The sequence below is a fragment of the Rossellomorea arthrocnemi genome (assembly GCF_904424705.1).
GTDB lineage: Bacteria > Bacillota > Bacilli > Bacillales > Bacillaceae_B > Rossellomorea > Rossellomorea arthrocnemi.
This window is the reverse complement of the sequence record NZ_CAJGBF010000041.1, coordinates 1-17,420: the sequence shown is the minus strand read 5'-3', so window position 1 is coordinate 17,420 and position 17,420 is coordinate 1. Positions and strand designations below refer to the sequence as shown.

Sequence of the window (17,420 nt, the reverse complement as noted above, 5' to 3'; positions counted from 1 at the left end):
GAATAGTCGTCTGGTGATAATGGCGAAGAGGTCACACCCGTTCCCATGCCGAACACGGAAGTTAAGCTCTTCAGCGCCGATGGTAGTTGGGGGATCTCCCCCTGTGAGAGTAGGACGTCGCCAGGCAAATTGTGAAGAAAGAGTAGCTCTTAGGAGTTACTCTTTTTTTGTTTTGATGAGGTTGGTTTGAAAATCATAGGAAGTATTTGAATCTCTCAGTGAAGGATGCCAGACGAGGCGTCGTAAAGAAAATTCGACATTATGGCACGATTCTTTGAAATGGCGCATGATTAATCACCATGTCGCACGAAAAATTGAATTCTCGCATGATGATCCTCCATCCGGCATGATTGCTTTCATATCCCGCATGATTCCTCGATGTGAAGGTGATTTATATAAAATCCGCAGATTTTTCCTTCGCCAGGTACCCATCCAAGTCCCCATTCAGAGCTAAAATTGTCTATTATAGCTAAAAACGTATCAGAAAGAGATTAAAAATAGCCAAAGAGACGCTATTTTAGGATTGGAGCATCTGCCTGTTGTCTGGGAAGAGTCCGGATCGAGGACACATAGGAGAGAAAACCGGATTCTGGATTCCATACGAGAACTCTGAACCAGAGAAACGAACGAAAAAATCTGGCCGCGCATCACCAGTCAAAGCTATCAGCGCACATGAAAGTTATGAGATACCTCTGTGAAAGTAGGACGTGGAAAGGCTATGAGGAAGAAAGAATAGCCCCTTTTTTGTATTATTTGACCAAATCTATAAAAAAAAATCATTCTTTTTTCATTCTCTACGATACATTCGGAGAAGTTGACTTCTTCATCTATAAGCTCTACGATAATAGTAAACAGAGGTTTGACTCGAAAGGGTGGTACACTTGCAAGAGTCTTCTAGTGCTACTATTGATCAATTTTTAACATGGCTTGAACATGAAGGAAAATCATCAAATACCATCTCGACTTACCATCAGGAACTTAAGAAATATGAGAAATGGCTTCAGGATTATAATCAAGAACTTGAAGACATTACTCAGAAGGATGTTCAGGACTATATATTATTTTTAGAGAAAAAGGGAAAAAGTCCTACCACGACGGATAAGGTTCTTGGTGTGATTCGAACCTATGCGAAATATTTAAAGAGACCTGCCATTACGTTTGATATAAAGATCAAGCAGGGAACTAAAAGGGAAGAAATCGAAACCCTTTCAAAGGAAGAGTGTGAAACACTACTATCCGAAGTAAGGGGTAGTGAAAATAAACGAAACACAGCGATTGTTTATATGTTGCTTCATACGGGTATTCGGGTTTCAGAGCTTTGTGCACTGAATATATCCCACATAGATTTTAGTGCGAAACAGGTAAACGTACTGGATACCCATGGAGATAATAGGATCATTCCTCTGTCTGAAGAACTGATAGAGCATCTTTCTTTTTATCTGGATGCTTTCCAACCAAAGGAAGCGGTGTTCGTTTCTAAAAATAATGAGCGTTTAACCGAGCGGTCGGTGCAATATATGTTGAAAAAGTATCATATAAATGCTCAAAAATTGCGTCATACGTTTTGTCAGCAACTTATCGATAAAGGTGTCAGCCTTGAAGTGGTATCTAAGTTGGCGGGACATAGGGACATCAATGTAACGAAAAGGTATGCGAAGTCGCGTGTTCCTGATACTGAATTTGAGAAGGCGATTCGACGAACTTTTTCGAAGGAATCATAAGTGCACTTAATGAAGTGAGGTGAGGATATGAGTAAGGATGAACTGGCAAATAAAAGATGGATGGCCTTACCAGGTAACATACGCATGGAACTTGTGGGAAATGTTTTTTGTCGAAACTGTGGAGTGACTACGATTATTGATTATATTGTAGGTTCTGAGAACCATAAAATTGTGTTGCAAGGTAAATGTGAGAAGTGTGGGGCGCCCATAGCCAGGTTAATTGAGTAATGAATGTCAGAACCCCTTTATCATAAAGTGATAAAGGGGTTTTTTAAGCGTTTTTCTCTTAATATGACCGTCAGATATATTTTTCTGATATTTTATTCTTCATTTATTTTGTCGGAACTTTTTGGACGGTCCTCTACACATATATACAAAATATGTAAGACTTCTTCTGTATCATAGAGTTACAAAATGCTAGATTATGGGGGAGTACAGGTGAAGAAGTTTCTGCTAGTCATTCTGGCCATTATGACCATTTCAACAGTAATAGGCGGGAAATACCACTGGAATCAAAAGGTTAGTGCTATCCAGGGAAAGGTAGATGAAACAAAAGAGGGAAGTAATGAAAGTAGTGTAGAAAAATCAAATTCTAATGAGAATCAGAAGGTGGAAAGAGAAAGGGAAAAAGATAGATTGATAAAGCTTGATAAGGTCAACTTCTTGCCAAAGGAATTGCAGCCTGTCTTTCAAGAGGCAATAGAAGAGAGGCGTCCTGTACACCTTCTGATTACCGGTTCTTCCTCCACTTCACAAGAGGAGGGGGCATGGCCGGATTTGCTGGAACGGCAATTGGTCGAGACAATTGGGAATTCCTTAATCCAAGTCACGATTAAGGAAATCGACGGAAAAACGTCGCAAGAGGTGGTTAAAGAAAATATATATAAAAACATGGTAAAGATGAAGCCCGACATTCTTTTACTGGAACCCTTTTTGCTTTATGACAATGGAGAGATCAAGATGTCTGAAAGACTGAAAAACATTTCAAAGATCATAACGAATTTCAAGAAAGCGAATCCGGACATGATCATCTTGCTTCAGCCTTCAAATCCCATTTATGGAGCCACTTATTATCCAAATGAAGAAAATGATTTGGAACGTTACGCTAAACAAAACAACTATATTTACTTGGACCATTGGAAAGGCTGGCCGGATTATAATAAGAAGGAAATTGAAGAATTATTAACGGAAGAAAATGTACCAAATGAGAAAGGAAATGAAACATGGGCTGAGTACTTGAAGGAGTATTTTATAAGGGATGTTGGAGTAGAATAGTTGTCACATATATCTAAATAATAATAGAGTCCTCATGACATTGAGGGCTTTTTTGGATGAAAACGCTTTTTAGGCTGTAAATTTAGATTCATGAAATTTCAGTTTTTGCTGAAATTGGACCTTCATTTTTTCATCCAGGCAACTTTGTATAAGAGTGAAGTAGTAAGTGGCAAGAAGCTTATGAAGTATTTTCACAATATACCTCCGTTCTTTATGATAACATTGATGACTGCTTCCTTTTAATATCGTATGGATTACTACCTCTATTCTCTATGATAAACCCTTCAAAATGAATAGGAAATCGTATGTATCTTTCTTACAAATTTCGCCGAATTTCCTTTTTAAAAGATTCGATAATGAAGAATAAGCATTTTCATTTGAGTATTCGTGTATTGTCATTATGTATTAGTATGGGAGGATGGTAATGGAGGGTGTCATAAAATGTCGTGGATATCTAAGTTTGTGGTGAAGAGTGAAGAGACCACCCACTAATCAAACGTTTGTTTAATGGGTGAAAGACCACTGATACACGAGTGCGTTATATTAAACGAATGTTTAATATGTATCGAGTTCAATCAGGAACCTGAGTTTCCAGTACTCAAATGGTCGGTTATCCACGTCTTAATTCTTTAGTTTGTCGCACTCGGTGACAATGATGATTTCTTCGTTTTGGATAAAGGATGCAATTCGTTTAGAGTGCTCTTAAATAGCTAAAAGATCGGCAGAGCCGTCAGCTGAGAGGGGGCCAACGGCGAAGATGATGTGATAAAGAAAATGGTTTGATTCTTAAGAGTACGTTACAGGATGGTTTCCAACCTGGTTTCGGAGATTGGTGAAATTCCGCGTTTCAACTGGTCTATTTTTTCATGATCGCAGTCGAGGCACATCACCTGGTGAAAAATCCCGTTACCAGCCCTACATATCCACCACCAATTACGGAAATGATCATTTTCTTGTTCACTCATTATACCGTAAGCCTTTGAGATATTGAGTTACTTCATTCTTTAGTTCAGGTGTTTTCATGGCAAAATCAATGGTTGCTTTGATAAATCCCAGTTTATCCCCTATGTCATAGCGAAGTCCATCAAATACATTTGCATAAACAGGAGATTCCCGGCTGTACTGGTTGAGGGCATCTGTCAGTTGATATTCTCCACCTGAGCCAACTTTTATCTGTTCTAAATATGTAAAAATATCAGATGTCAAAATATATCTCCCCATGATAGCTAAACGGGAAGGAGCTTCATTGGGATGTGGTTTTTCAACTAATCCAGTGACAGGGTAGGTACGAACGTCTTTTTTCACGTTCATGGAAGTTCTGATAATTCCGTACTTTGAAACATCATCGGTCACCACTTCCTGTACACCCAGTATCGGTACATGCTTATCTTCAAATACTTGAATTAATTGCTTCAGGCAAGGTATCGCTGAATCGATTACATCGTCCCCCAACATAACAGCAAAGGGATCCTCACCTATAAAAGTACGTGCACAAAGTATAGCATGACCTAATCCGAGGGGTTCTTTCTGTCTGATATAGTGAATGTTTGCGAGATTGGCAATCGATCGAACTTCTTCTAATGCACTCCATTTTTCTTTTTCTCTAATGCGGCTTCTAATTCGTAGGATTTGTCAAAATGATCTTCAATACTGCGCTTGCCGCGTCCTGTAATAATGATAATATCGGTAATTCCCGATCGAACGGCCTCTTCAATGATATATTGGATGGCAGGTTTATCTACTATGGGAAGCATTTCTTTCGGTTGAGCTTTCGTTGCAGGAAGGAATCGTGTTCCTAAACCTGCTGCGGGAATGATGACCTTTTTTACCTCTAGCCTGATGTTTGATAATGATGAATCCCTCATTGTATCAGCCTCCACTATGTACATGTATCTAATTTTATCAGAATGTATGCTCATATATGATAAAGCAAGTAGAAAATTACGCAGGTTTAATAATAAATAAGTTTGCAAGAACGTTCTTAATAATGATTTATTATTTCTTGATAAAAAACAAAAGAGTAAGAAATGGGAAGAAAATACGAGATAGAGAACAATAATTGTTCTTTTTAATGGAAAAATGACTATATTTAACCATTTTCAATCTGGGTACTCTGTCATATACTTCAATTGTAAGTTCGTTAAAAAGAACAAAACTTTGAAACGAACTAATATAGTTGAAAACGAGGAGGAATTTTGGATGGGTATTAAACAAAAATTAGGTTTGGGTGTCGCTTCAGCGGTTTTAGGTGTATCACTGATTGGTGGGGGTACATATGCGTATTTTAGTGATAGCGTTGATACATCTTCCACATTTGCGTCAGGTACACTAGATATTAATGCAGCTCCTACGACCATTATTGATGTGGAGAACATTAAGCCGGGAGATTGGATGACACGTAGCTTTAAACTAAAAAACGATGGAACTTTAGACATTGCTAAGGTTTTATTGAAAACTGACTATACAGTAACGAATAAAGAAGGAGCAGCTGCAAACGATGACGATTTCGGTAAACATATCCGAGTCAACTTTTTACTGAATGCTGATAAAGGTGATGGAGTTATATTTTACACAACTTTAGATCAGTTGAAAAACATGTCACCTGATGCAATCGAGAATAACATATTCATTCCTTGGTTAGAGGAAAGGGGAGGTAAATTAGCCGCAGGTACTTCAGATACACTCTATGTAAATTATGAGTTTGTTGAAAGTGGTTCTGATCAAAACCAATTCCAAGGAGATTCCTTGGAACTTAAATGGACATTCGAAGGTAAACAAGGCAGAGGGGAAGCTAAGTAAGAGGTAATCAGGGAAGGTGGGGCCACCCACCTTTCTTTCTACTATCAAACTCTTAATCCTGTTCAGGTTATATAAACAGATTATGCAACCTGAACAGGATTAACTTACCCTCTCCAAAGGACGTGATTGCCATTCGATTCTTGAGGTCAAGAAAGTATAAAACAAATTCTAAGCGTTGGAGTATTGTATTACAGCTTTTTGCCATCTGGTATATGGTCATTATTACTGGAACCTATCTCAGTTCCGGTACGGATGCCTACTTTAATGATCATGATCAGGTGACTGGGCAAATAACAGCAGGAACATGGGAAGTAGAGTCTTCTCAGTGGGATAAAAGCTCATTGGCCTTCTTAAATAAAGATCAGACAATAGTAGTGAAGGCATGTCCTCCAATTAAAATTTCTACAAAAATCAAAAATAATGGAAGAGATATGAAAGGGACCACAGAATTTGAAGTGTTTTACAAAGAGAGTGGAAACCCTATGAAAGGACAAAAGATTGGAGATGGGATTATTCAGCCGATTGTCTCCAAACAGGTCGATGTTCTCAGATTTGAGATAAGTAAACCGGGTAACTACAAGTTTAGAGCTCTTCAAAGGCCGGGTCATGGGAATAAAGATGATAGTAGACAGGACTTATGGAGCGAAACTATTACAGTGAAATGTGAAGAAGTTAAAAAACCTCAAGATAAAGAGGAAGTGAAGTCAGAATCTGTACCTGAGAAAGAGGTAGAAGAAAAATCAGTATCTGTAGAAAAAGAGCAAAAAGCGGAACAAAAGAAAGCAGCATCTGAAACAGAAAGTGAACCAGTCAAAGAAGAAGTGGAAACGCCAGATAAAGTGAGTCCTGAGACTGGTACGAAATTAGAAAAAAAGGATGAAACCGTAGAACAAGATAAGAGTGAAGGAAAAGAAGTGCCGTCTCTAACAGAAGCACCGGAATCCGAGACGCCTATGCAAAAGGAAGGATGATTACACGTGAGGCCAAAGAAGATTAGGAAAATCATCAGTTCGAGTATTACAGTCGTTTTATACATCGTCCTTTTCACGATGATCATCGTGGTCGTATCTTCAAAAGCAGCTGGAGGAGAACCTGAAATATTTGGGAAGCAAATTAAAACGGTCCTTTCCGGATCCATGGAACCCGGTATTCAAACAGGATCCATCATAGCAGTGAAACCAGGCGGTGATATGACAAGGTTCAAAAAAGGTGACGTGATCACCTTTAAACAAGAAGAAAACATGCTGGTTACTCACAGGATTGCTGAGGTAATAAAGAGCGGGGATCATGTGATGTACAAAACTAAAGGGGACAATAATGATGCTGCAGACTTAGAGCCTGTGTTATCGGAAAATGTTGTAGGTGAATATACAGGGTTCACCATCCCTTACCTAGGCTATTTCATGAACATCATGAATTCCAAAAACGGAGCCTTCCTCTTCATCATTCCAGGACTGTTACTCCTTTGCTATTCAGGCTTTGTCATTGGTAAAGCCATTTCTCAGATTGAGATAAAGAAACCGTCAGAGTCTATTGATAAGAATGTATCTTAAAGATGTCTAAGAAGGAAGTGGAGTCTATGGGTAATAAGCGATTCACCTTGTTAACAATCAGCATCGTTTTCTTGCTTGGATTCTTCGTTTTTTCCATGGAAAAGGTTCAAGCCGATCAAGGGGATACGACAAATGAAGTTGATATTGCAACTTCACCGACAGGTATACTCTTTCAAGTGGATAATATGAAGCCGGGTGACTGGACAACGAAAACGATCAAGGTTAAAAATCAGGGATTGAAGGATTTTCAGTATACGATGTCATCGGAAGTGAAATCTGGCTCTGATCAATTATATAACGCGCTGATGATGACGCTGTCGAATAGAAAAGGGGTTATCTATGAGGGGAAGGTTTCAGAATTCAAAGGATTTGATGCACGTAAACTTGCCAGTTCAGGAGAAGAAGATATGACCTTTAAGATCGAGTTTCCTGAACATCTGGGGAATGAATTTCAAGGGCTCATGACTGAACTGAAATTCACCTTTCAAGCGGAAGGTATAGTGGGAGCGTCTCTTCCGGTTGGTGGAATCACACTTCCGAATACGGGGACGGTCATTTATAATCTTCTATTGATAGGCGGGCTACTATTTTTCAGCGGACTTGGAGTTTATGTTTATCAATATCGAAGAAGAGTGAATATGGTAAATGGATAAAGCCTTGATGAGAAGTACATCAAGGCTTTCTTTTTTGCTTCAATGTAACAAGGAATATTCATCAGAGAAAAGGAGTAACAATTTCGGTGCGATGGATGGGGGTGACGTATGAAGAAACTGTTCCTTGGGTTGGCTTTCATGAATATGCTGGATGGAATCATTTCTTTCATCGGGCTTAATGGCTCGTTTATGGTAGAAGCCAATCCACTTATGAATGAGTTATATAGCATGAGCCCCACACTATTCTTATGTTTCAAAATGATTTTATCTCTCCTTCTGCTCATTCTTGTATTTTACGATAAAATTCCACGTATAAAATGGGTTACATCCATGGCATTCGTTGTTGGTATCATGTATCTCTTCGTATTTTGTCTTCACAGTTTCTGGATCATCCAAACGGCTATGTGATAGAAATCAACAGCCTCTCTCTAAAGGGAGGCTGCTTCATGTTTATTTCCGATAGATTTAACCGTTATTTACATTCAATGGTTTGTTTCGACACTATCTCCCAGGAAATAATCCAATTCCTCAAATTATGAGATTTTTCTAAAAAAACCTCAATTATAAATGGAAATATTCTGGAAATGGTATATAATGGTTATAAAGTCTCATATCTATAAAGATTCAGATAATAGAGGCTTATTTATAGAAGAAAAGGATGGTGTTAGATTTGAAAGGTTTAAAAGAGATGGTTACTCGAAGGACAGTGGCGGTAGTCCCGGCTTATGATGGGGTTCATCAGTCGGTCATCCATGATTTCGGGGGGAGAAAGACTTTCAGCAGGAAATCCTCCAAGGATATTTTGGATGAATCCTGTATGGCGTACAGGTCCACATACGATGGAAGGATCAAAGCCGTCCGGCACGCTTTCGACTACCTGAGAAAGACACCTCTGATGATTTGCCCGCAACTATACATCTATGCGATACCCACGATGGCCCCAACCGATTATGATTGTATGTGGCTGTTCTGCCAGCACATTGAATCAACCTCCACCTCAGAAGGAAAAACCTATGTCCATTTTACCAACGGTGAGCACCTTGAAATCAATTGTTCAGAGAGTGTGATCACCAAACAGAGGGAGCGGGCAGCTGTCACCATGACGCACTTCTCCACCATCCCGACGATCTCATCCATGAATCGAAACGAAACCGAACTCTATCTGCCCGGATTCCATTCAAGCATCCAGGACCTGACCGAATTCGGAGATGATACCACTCTCGATTATTGAGGGACGGACCTTTAAAGGGATTGAATAGAATAGACTAAAACAGGAGTAGGGAGCTTGTTCCAACTCCTATTTGTCGTTGTTCCATGAAATTAGAAAACTTCTCCTTTATTCCCACCTAAAATAATGGTCTATTATAAAATTTAATTTCATATAATATAAAATTCAATTGAAATATTATTTTAAACATGATTATAATAGAGTTAATGAAAACGCATACAGATTTCTGGGAGGAATGACTTGTGAAAGAGGATAATGTTTTTGAATTATCAACAGAGAAGGTGAATCAGAATACGCTTGGAATCGATACAGCGAGTACCGGTGAAATTCTTCACATGATGAATGAAGAGGATCAAAAGGTGGCCGAGGCTGTTAAGGCGGTCATCCCACAAATAGAAGAAGTGGTTGATAAGGTCGTGACCTCTATCTCTCAAGGGGGAAGATTGATATACATGGGAGCCGGTACAAGTGGCAGACTCGGTGTCCTGGATGCAGTGGAATGTCCGCCGACCTTCAGTGTGGATAGTGACGTGGTAGTCGGTTTGATTGCAGGAGGCGAGAAGGCATTCGTGAAGGCGGTGGAAGGGGCCGAAGATGATGAGGAATTAGGTGTGACCGACCTGAAGGAAATCGGACTGACCTCTGTGGATACAGTTGTCGGGATCGCAGCGAGCGGCCGTACTCCCTATGTCATCGGAGGTTTGAAATTTGCAAGGGAGTTAGGGGCGACTGCAGTCGCACTTTCCTGTAATACAGGATCGAAAATCTCTGCAGAAGCAGATCATGCGATCGAAGTGGACGCCGGTCCTGAAGCACTGACGGGATCCACACGATTAAAAGCGGGTACGGCTCAGAAGATGGTGCTGAATATGATTTCCACAGCGGCCATGATCAAGCTTGGGAAGGCTTATGGAAACTTGATGGTGGATGTGAACATCAGTAACTACAAGCTTGAGCAGCGGGCAATCGGAATCATCGAAAGCATCACGGGGGCTGATAAAGAATCGGCAGCGGCGACTTTAAAGAAGGCAAATAATGAAGTGAAGCCTTCGATTGTGATGATTACCCTGGGCTGTGGGTATGAGGAAGCGAAGAACCGCTTGGAAGACGCCAACGGTTATGTCCGGCTGGCCATTGAAAAATAGTCTTTTCGTATAGGGGTACATGTCCTCTACTGTTCATAGAATTAGGGTGGAGAGGACATCAATAGATAGAAAGAATGAAAGGGGAAGGTGAAATTGACGAATAAAGAGCTGGCTGGAGTCATTTTAGAACGGTTTGGCGGTGCTGATAATATCGCAAGCTATGAACACTGTATGACGAGATTGAGAGTGAAGGTGTATAACGAAGATCTTGTTCAGAAAACAGAGGTCAAAAACATCGAAGGGGTTCTCGGGTTTGTGGAAGATGAGACGTACCAGGTCATCCTTGGACCGGGTAAGGTCAATAAGGTGACAGAAGAGTTCGGCAAGCTGGTTTCAGCAGAAGCAGGGGACCTTGATCTGAAGGCTCGTGCTGCAGAGCAAAAGGCGGATTTGAAGAAGAAGAACGCGACACCATTCAAGCTGCTGCTAAGGCGCGTGGCGAATATCTTCATTCCCCTGATTCCTGCGTTGATTGCGTCAGGTTTAATCACAGGGTTCACAAAGTTCTTCGTGCAGGCAGGCTGGCTGAATGGGGAATCCCAGCTTGTCATGATGCTCTCCATTATCGGTAGTGGATTGTTCGGTTATCTGGGTATCCTTGTCGGGATGAATGCGGCGAAAGAGTTCGGGGGATCAGCGGCGCTCGGTGGCTTGGCCGGGATCTTGATCATCAATCCCGCAATTGGCGACGTGACGCTGTTCGGAGAAAATCTGCTTCCTGGCCGGGGCGGCTTGATCGGTGTGTTAATTGCAGCCATCTTCATGGCGTATGTTGAAAAGAACGTTCGAAAGGTTATCCCTCAGGCGGTCGATATCATTGTGACGCCTACGATCGCGCTATTGGTTACTGGTTTATTGACATATACGGTATTTATGCCGGTTGGTGGTTTTATATCAGATGTGATTACCAATGGTCTTCTTTCTCTAATTGATATGGGTGGTCTTGTTGCAGGATTTGTACTTGGCGCAACCTTCCTGCCATTGGTTGTGACAGGCTTGCACCAAGGTCTGACACCTGTCCATTTAGAACTGATCAACACAATCGGGGACGACCCGCTGTTGCCGATCCTTGCAATGGGTGGTGCAGGTCAGGTAGGAGCGGCCTTTGCGATCTTCATGAAAACGAAGAAGAAGAAACTGAAGAGAGCCATCGGCGGTGCCCTGCCTGCAGGGTTGCTTGGTATCGGTGAGCCACTGATTTTCGGTGTGACCCTTCCATTAGGAAGACCGTTCCTGACAGCCTGTTTAGGAGCAGGTTTCGGTGGAGCATTCCAGGCATACTTCGATGTTGCGACGTTCGCGATTGGGGTATCCGGTTTGCCATTGATCTTCTTAGTCAACGCCGGAGAGATTCTCTACTATACTCTTGGACTATTCATTGCCTATGCAGCAGGATTTGCTCTGACGTACCTGTTCGGGTTCAAGGATGAAATGGCGAGTGAGTTTGAATGATCGGAATATCCGTCTATTTGTCTGATGAAGATGCCGAAGAGAGAATTCTTCGCGCCTCTTCATCGGGGATCAAATTGGCCTTTACTTCACTTAATATCCCGGAAGAATCAGGAGTAAGCCCCAAACGTGTGGGCGATCTCCTATCCCTTTTTAATAGAGAAGGATTTGAGGTGTTTGCCGATGTGTCGAAGAAAACGCCTGCTATGCTTGGACTCCATGATTTTGAAGAGCTGAAAGCATTGGGCGTCACGTCCCTGAGGCTAGATGATGGTTTCACGACCGAGGAGATGCTGGAGTTATCCCATCATTTTCAGATTGCCATCAATGCCAGTACCGTTTGTGAAAAAGAACTGCAGCAATGGATTGATTGCGGGCTTGGAACAGAAAAGATGATTGCCTGGCATAACTTTTATCCTAAGCCGGAAACGGGGTTGGATCAGGAGTATTTTCTGAAGCAGCAAGATTTATATGATACGCTTGGCATTCCGATCTATGCGTTTATACCAGGGGACGAAAAGAAGAGGGGCCCTTTACATCTTGGGCTGCCTACCCTGGAAGACCATCGGGGTCAAAGTCCTTATGTCAGTGCCGTGCAATTGAAGCGCTGGGGAGTGAGAGGTGTTTTCGTTGGCGATCCCGGTTGTTCCAAAGGCCTGTTGCAAAAGCTTGAACGCTTTGACCAGGAAAACGTCATCGAACTCACTTACAGAGGAAGCGATGAAATCGCAGGAGAGTACCAGCTCAGGCCGGATCCTGGTCGGGATGTATTTCGGATATTGGATACAAGGACTGCTGGCGACGTACCTCCACTGAATACCGTGGAAAGGCCAAAGGGAACGATTACCAGGGATAACGACTTGTATGGGCGTTATAAGGGTGAAATGCAGATTGTTCGGCGTGATTTAGAGAGTAACCCTGCAGTGAATGTAGTGGGGAGAATTAGTACAGAATGCCTGGGTCTAATCGATCTGTTAGAGTCAGGTCAAAGGATAAGGATTAAGAGGAACTTCAGTCAGTGAAGTTCCTTTTTCATTTGTAATAGCTTGAGTGAATCAATTACTTACGGTTAAATACTTCTTATTGTGTTCGTTATAATAAAATGAAAAAACTTTATTGAGAAATTTGTCGATAAGTATTTCGTCCTAAATGATAGATTATTCTGATATTTATTTTATAATGTAAATATAAGTATTTTACTAAATTAATAATTATTATAAGGGGGATTTTCAAATGCCGGGTTATTATATGAAAGAGATTTGGACACCATTAAAAATGATAGGGATAAAGATTTTTCGATCGGAAGAAAACAGTATCTTTATGAAAGTTTTCCAAAACCCAAGAAAGCGTATATTTTAAAACTGGTATTTTAAATACTCCTAACGCGTACGATAAAGGCAAAACCATTGAAAAATGGTGACGCAAAGCTACAGGGGCTTCTGTCAATGAGACAATGCCGGCCAGCTACCGTGTACGCAATACTTCCCTCCATAAACCGCTCAAGACACCTTGTTAATGCCTCTTTCTTTATTATCTTTTGTTTTTCTTTACATTCTTATCTTTCTAATTCCATGAAATATCAAATGACTATCATTTTCTTCCTTTTTTTCTGTTATGATTATATCAATGAATATTTCGACAATAACCGGAATGAAGGGATTGCCATTCATGACTAATGCTTCCACCAAGTTAATACACTATTTAGAAAGCCATTCAGACGAATTTCTACATAATTGGCGCAGAAGTATCGTTATTTCTGATAAAGACTTATATAAAGAAGAAGTTTTGAACAATGGGGTGAAGATGTTTCAATTAGTGAAGCGTGCGATCGTGACCCCGCTGAGTGAAGAAGAGATCACCATACTTGCTCACAAAACAGCTCTGGAACGGGTCAATGCCAACGTAAATATAAGCGAATTTGTATACAATGTGAATATAGGGAAGAGCATTATTATTAAATGGGTGAGCAATTCTGGAATCGAATTGCGGGAATTACAGCCGTTGATTGAAGACATCAATGCTTTATTTGACCGTTTTTCCTATCTGGCCGTCAGAAAATATACGGAGATTAAAGAGCAGCAGCTTCAGGAAAAAGAGCTTTATATCGACCAGACGCATAAAGAACGATTGACGATCCTGGGTCAGATGAGCTCGAGCTTCGTTCATGAATTCCGGAATCCGCTGACCTCCATCATTGGATTCACAAAGCTCTTACAGAACGGCTACCCTGACCTTCCCTACCTGGATATCGTGCAGCATGAGCTTCAGCAATTGAATTACCGTATCTCCCAATTTCTCCACGTATCGAGAAAGGATTTAATCGATAGTACGAGGGAAGAGATAGTTCTCACTCATCATCTGGAAGAAATAATTGAATTCTTATACCCGAGTCTCCTGGATGGGGAGGTTTCGATCGAATTCAAATGTGAAGATGACATCAAGGTGGTTGGAAACAGGGATGAATTAAGGCAGGTATTTCTTAACCTCATTATGAACTCCATCGATGCCCTTCAGGAAGTGGATGGGCATAGACAGATTAAAGTGACCGGTGATGTGAAAGATGGCAAGGCGAATCTGGAGATTTCGAACAACGGACCGCGGATTAAAGCGGAAACCATCGAAGCGATCTTTGAACCATTTTATACAACGAAGGATCTTGGAACGGGGATCGGTCTTTATATTTGTAAAAAGCTGATTGAAAAACATGATGGAGAAATCAGCTGTCAGTCAAATGAGGAATGGACAACGTTTACAATTGGCATTCCAGTGGAATCAAATGTTGTGATGTAATGGAAACACCTCATTCATTGGGAATGAGGTGTTTTTAATGGGAACTGTGTGACGGTATTTGGGAGGGTGTTAGGATGCAGAAAATAGATTTTTCGACATGGAGGCACGATTATCAAAAAATGGAATTTTTATTTTCATACGGGCGCGATTATTTTCAATCAGGTGCATAAAAGGATACGGTCGCTTCGCCCATTGCACATATGGCTCCATATCAATAATCCACTCTTTCATCCTTAATCGATACTTTCAAAAAAACAGTCTCTTTTATTAAGAAAACCTGGCAGGACCCCGGAAATCCCACCAGGGTACAATATAGTCACTTAACTTCAAGAAATGGGGATCATGAACTGCGATCTCTTTATCAGTAGGCGCAGACAGATTTAATCGGTCTATTCCCGTTTTTCTATCCTTTAACGACAGCAGTTTCCCTTCCATCGATAAAATCATTCAGTCCCTCAACCGGTACCGGCCTGCTGAAATAATAGCCTTGGGCATACTCACATTGTAATTCCTTCAGCCATGCTAATTGAGTTTCAGTTTCCACACCTTCTGCCACAATGGTCAGCTTCAAATGTTTTGCCATGGCGTAAATGGCGGAAACAATCGCTTTGTTGGACTCATGATCATCCAGCCCCATAATGAAGCTTCGGTCGATTTTTAACGTTTGAATGGAGAATTTCTGCAGGTAGCTTAACGAACTGTACTCAATTCCAAAGTCATCGATGGCAATGGATACGCCAATCTCCCGTAGAGCATCCAATTTCGCTAACGCTTCTTCCACATGATGCATTGTCGTGCTTTCCGTGACCTCCAGTTCAATGAGGGCAGGGGGGACGTCGTATGTAGTCAATACGGTGCGCACCATCTCCACAAAGGTGGCATCATGGAACTGCCGGGATGAGACATTGATGGAAATCTTGAACTCATGGCCCTCCTTTATCCAACACTTCAGCTGCTTGCAAGCCTCAATCAGAATACGCTTTCCAAGGGGGATGATTAACCCCGTTTCTTCTGCCAAAGGAATAAAATCTGCTGGCGAGATCAGCCCTTTTACCGGATGGTTCCACCTGATCAAGGCTTCCACTCCGACGACCCTGTTTGTCGTCAACGAGAGTTGAGGCTGATAATACAGTTCAAACTCTTCATTGCTCAGAGCTTTTCTAAGGTTTTCCTCGAGCTCAATCGGGTTGATCCCTTTCTCTTCCAACTGATCAGAAAATAGAAGTTGATAAGCTCCTTCGCTCTTTTTCATCGTATACATGGCGATATCCGCTTTTTTCAAAAGGGTAGAAAGATCATGGCCGTCATGAGGGTAAAGGGAGATCCCGATGGAAGTAGACGTCATAATCTCGTGGCCCCCGATATCGAAAGGTGTTTCCAGACTTTTATGAATCGCTGCCGCCATCTTATGGACATCGCTCCTGTTTTTGATGGAAGGCAGAAGGATGATGAATTCGTCGCCGCTCATCCGTGCAATGAACCCGTTCGTTCCCAAAACGTTCAAGCATCTTTTCCCCACCCGGGTAATGAGCTCATCACCATACCCATGGCCCAGTGTGTCATTGACGATTTTAAATCGATTCAGGTCGAGGAGAAGGATGGCCATCTGGTCATGTCCTTGTTGAACGTTTTTCTCAAACTCTTCATTAAAATGTCGTCTGTTTGGTAATCCGGTGAGCTCATCGTGATAAGCGAGGTACTGGATTTGTTCCTTATCCCTTATTGCTTCCGTTATATCCGTCGCCAAAACATGAGCTCCCGTCACTTCTCCATCGAGATAATTCGGCACCACGATTACCTGGATGGACATGATGTGTCCTTTCCTGTGGGGAAATTCCATTTCGAATTTCGTTGCAGCACCCTGTAATGATTGATGAAAAGCCTTCAGAATCTGATCCAAATCCTTCTCCATTACATAGGAACGGAATCCTTTTCCGATCATCATATCTAAAGGATAGCCCGTCATATCCGCAGCACGTTTATTTGCTTCTATAATGACGGCATCCCGATTATAGGTGAAAATGGCTGAAAGGTTATTTTCGTATAAGGATTTGTATTCCTGCTCCTTCTCATAAATCTCCATCAGCTGTTTTTTATGCAAATCATTGGCCAAGTGATCTGGAATAAACCATAGAGCCAGCAGGATGGCCATTTCAATAATGAAAGGAGCCATGTGATTGTTTTCTACCAGGGAAAGGTACGATCCATATTTCTCAGGTGAAAGTAGGGAGTATGCTGTCAGATAGGTAATACCGGAAAAGCCCAGTCCCATCACAATGCTCCAAAACACATGCTGCTTTACCGTATAAGAACTGCTTTCCTGATTATTGAGCTGCAGGAGCATCCGGAAAAAGGGAAACGTCACACCAAGTGTCATCAGAATCGTCAAACATAGGTACATAGGTTTGAAGTCGAGATCAGGATAAATCAACCCAATATAAGTGGCGAAATTCCCTGTCATTATAATCAGGGAAAAAATGAACCCTCCCTTTATGAAATTCACTTTATCCGTATTCACGTTCTGAAATAGCCGGAGTGACAGATAAATAGTGAAAAAACAAATCACTAAAAAGATTGGAGCGAAATAAATGAACCGCTGGATGAAGATATCGTATGAAATCATCAACGTGACAGAACTATGAAGCAGGCAATAAAAAATTGTGTATATAAAGGAAGGGAATAGACTAACATAATTAAATGGGACAATATAAAACACCTCCGAAATGGTACACTTATTACAAGTACTGAAAACGGAGGTGTTTTTGCATGGGCAAAAACGTATATTCAAGTGAGACGAAATGGGCCGT

At 41.3% G+C, this 17,420-nt stretch carries 14 protein-coding genes, 1 rRNA gene, 1 pseudogene and 1 riboswitch; of the genes and pseudogenes, 13 read left to right on the top strand and 3 right to left on the bottom strand.

Annotation, left to right across the window (positions count from 1 at the left end; translation table 11 throughout):
* The first annotated feature begins 9 nt into the window (after positions 1 to 9).
* From rrf to BAA9072_RS23665, 3 genes are all read left to right on the top strand, one after another.
* Positions 10 to 126, top strand: a 5S ribosomal RNA gene (rrf, locus tag BAA9072_RS23675).
* Positions 127 to 881: 755 nt separating this feature from the next.
* Complete coding sequence (locus tag BAA9072_RS23670; RefSeq protein ID WP_201717015.1) at positions 882 to 1,721, top strand: tyrosine-type recombinase/integrase; 840 nt, start codon at positions 882 to 884, stop codon at positions 1,719 to 1,721.
* 438 nt (positions 1,722 to 2,159) lie between these two features.
* A complete protein-coding gene (locus tag BAA9072_RS23665; RefSeq protein WP_201717014.1) occupies positions 2,160 to 2,996 on the top strand; it encodes an SGNH/GDSL hydrolase family protein in 837 nt (278 codons plus the stop codon).
* Positions 2,997 to 3,065: 69 nt separating this feature from the next.
* Here BAA9072_RS23665 and BAA9072_RS24575 read toward each other — a convergent pair whose 3' ends face one another.
* Together BAA9072_RS24575 and galU are read right to left on the bottom strand one after the other, a co-directional pair.
* Positions 3,066 to 3,191 (bottom strand): hypothetical protein, encoded by a 126-nt coding sequence (locus BAA9072_RS24575; RefSeq protein ID WP_269139977.1) that lies wholly within the window; start codon positions 3,189 to 3,191, stop codon positions 3,066 to 3,068.
* A gap of 762 nt (positions 3,192 to 3,953) precedes the next feature.
* Positions 3,954 to 4,861, bottom strand: a pseudogene (galU, locus tag BAA9072_RS23655) (UTP--glucose-1-phosphate uridylyltransferase GalU).
* Positions 4,862 to 5,195: 334 nt separating this feature from the next.
* Here galU and BAA9072_RS23650 point away from each other — a divergent pair.
* The 10 genes from BAA9072_RS23650 (at position 5,196) to BAA9072_RS23605 (ending at position 14,613) form a co-directional block, all read left to right on the top strand.
* On the top strand, positions 5,196 to 5,795 hold the full coding sequence (locus BAA9072_RS23650; protein WP_201717012.1) for a CalY family protein: 600 nt from the start codon (positions 5,196 to 5,198) through the stop codon (positions 5,793 to 5,795).
* 140 nt (positions 5,796 to 5,935) lie between these two features.
* Entirely contained in the window at positions 5,936 to 6,766 is an 831-nt protein-coding gene (gene tapA / locus BAA9072_RS23645) for an amyloid fiber anchoring/assembly protein TapA (RefSeq protein ID WP_201717011.1), read from the top strand.
* 6 nt (positions 6,767 to 6,772) lie between these two features.
* Complete coding sequence (gene sipW, locus BAA9072_RS23640) at positions 6,773 to 7,348, top strand: signal peptidase I SipW (protein WP_201717010.1); 576 nt, start codon at positions 6,773 to 6,775, stop codon at positions 7,346 to 7,348.
* Positions 7,349 to 7,374: 26 nt separating this feature from the next.
* Positions 7,375 to 8,001: a TasA family protein gene (locus BAA9072_RS23635; RefSeq protein WP_201717009.1), complete on the top strand. Its 627-nt coding sequence runs from the start codon at positions 7,375 to 7,377 to the stop codon at positions 7,999 to 8,001.
* 108 nt (positions 8,002 to 8,109) lie between these two features.
* Complete coding sequence (locus tag BAA9072_RS23630; protein ID WP_201717008.1) at positions 8,110 to 8,409, top strand: DUF5658 family protein; 300 nt, start codon at positions 8,110 to 8,112, stop codon at positions 8,407 to 8,409.
* A 262-nt stretch (positions 8,410 to 8,671) separates the two neighbouring features.
* Positions 8,672 to 9,232, top strand: a complete 561-nt coding sequence (locus BAA9072_RS23625; RefSeq protein WP_201717007.1) for a competence protein ComK — start codon at positions 8,672 to 8,674, stop codon at positions 9,230 to 9,232.
* Between the two features lie 239 nt (positions 9,233 to 9,471).
* Positions 9,472 to 10,374 carry an N-acetylmuramic acid 6-phosphate etherase gene (gene murQ, locus BAA9072_RS23620; protein WP_201717006.1) on the top strand — a complete coding sequence of 301 codons (903 nt, stop codon included), beginning with the start codon at positions 9,472 to 9,474 and terminating at the stop codon, positions 10,372 to 10,374.
* A gap of 93 nt (positions 10,375 to 10,467) precedes the next feature.
* Positions 10,468 to 11,826 (top strand): PTS transporter subunit EIIC, encoded by a 1,359-nt coding sequence (locus BAA9072_RS23615; protein ID WP_408015265.1) that lies wholly within the window; start codon positions 10,468 to 10,470, stop codon positions 11,824 to 11,826.
* Positions 11,823 to 12,845, top strand: coding sequence for a MupG family TIM beta-alpha barrel fold protein (locus tag BAA9072_RS23610; RefSeq protein WP_201717004.1), 1,023 nt, complete (start codon positions 11,823 to 11,825; stop codon positions 12,843 to 12,845). Before BAA9072_RS23615 ends, BAA9072_RS23610 begins: the two co-directional genes overlap by 4 nt.
* Positions 12,846 to 13,209: 364 nt before the next feature.
* Positions 13,210 to 13,295, top strand: a riboswitch (cyclic di-GMP riboswitch).
* Between the two features lie 196 nt (positions 13,296 to 13,491).
* A complete protein-coding gene (locus BAA9072_RS23605) occupies positions 13,492 to 14,613 on the top strand; it encodes a sensor histidine kinase (protein ID WP_201717003.1) in 1,122 nt (373 codons plus the stop codon).
* Positions 14,614 to 15,016: 403 nt separating this feature from the next.
* On the opposite strand, the gene BAA9072_RS23600 is transcribed toward BAA9072_RS23605, so the two are convergent.
* Positions 15,017 to 17,116 (bottom strand): putative bifunctional diguanylate cyclase/phosphodiesterase, encoded by a 2,100-nt coding sequence (locus BAA9072_RS23600; protein ID WP_201717002.1) that lies wholly within the window; start codon positions 17,114 to 17,116, stop codon positions 15,017 to 15,019.
* Positions 17,117 to 17,420: the final 304 nt, after the last annotated feature.

Coding starts and splice junctions, on each gene's coding strand:
- BAA9072_RS23610 (WP_201717004.1), top strand. CDS start 11,823: ATGATCGGAATATCCGTCTATTTGTCTGATGAAGATGCCGAAGAGAGA.
- BAA9072_RS23635 (WP_201717009.1), top strand. CDS start 7,375: ATGGGTAATAAGCGATTCACCTTGTTAACAATCAGCATCGTTTTCTTG.
- BAA9072_RS23650 (WP_201717012.1), top strand. CDS start 5,196: ATGGGTATTAAACAAAAATTAGGTTTGGGTGTCGCTTCAGCGGTTTTA.
- BAA9072_RS23630 (WP_201717008.1), top strand. CDS start 8,110: ATGAAGAAACTGTTCCTTGGGTTGGCTTTCATGAATATGCTGGATGGA.
- BAA9072_RS23605 (WP_201717003.1), top strand. CDS start 13,492: ATGACTAATGCTTCCACCAAGTTAATACACTATTTAGAAAGCCATTCA.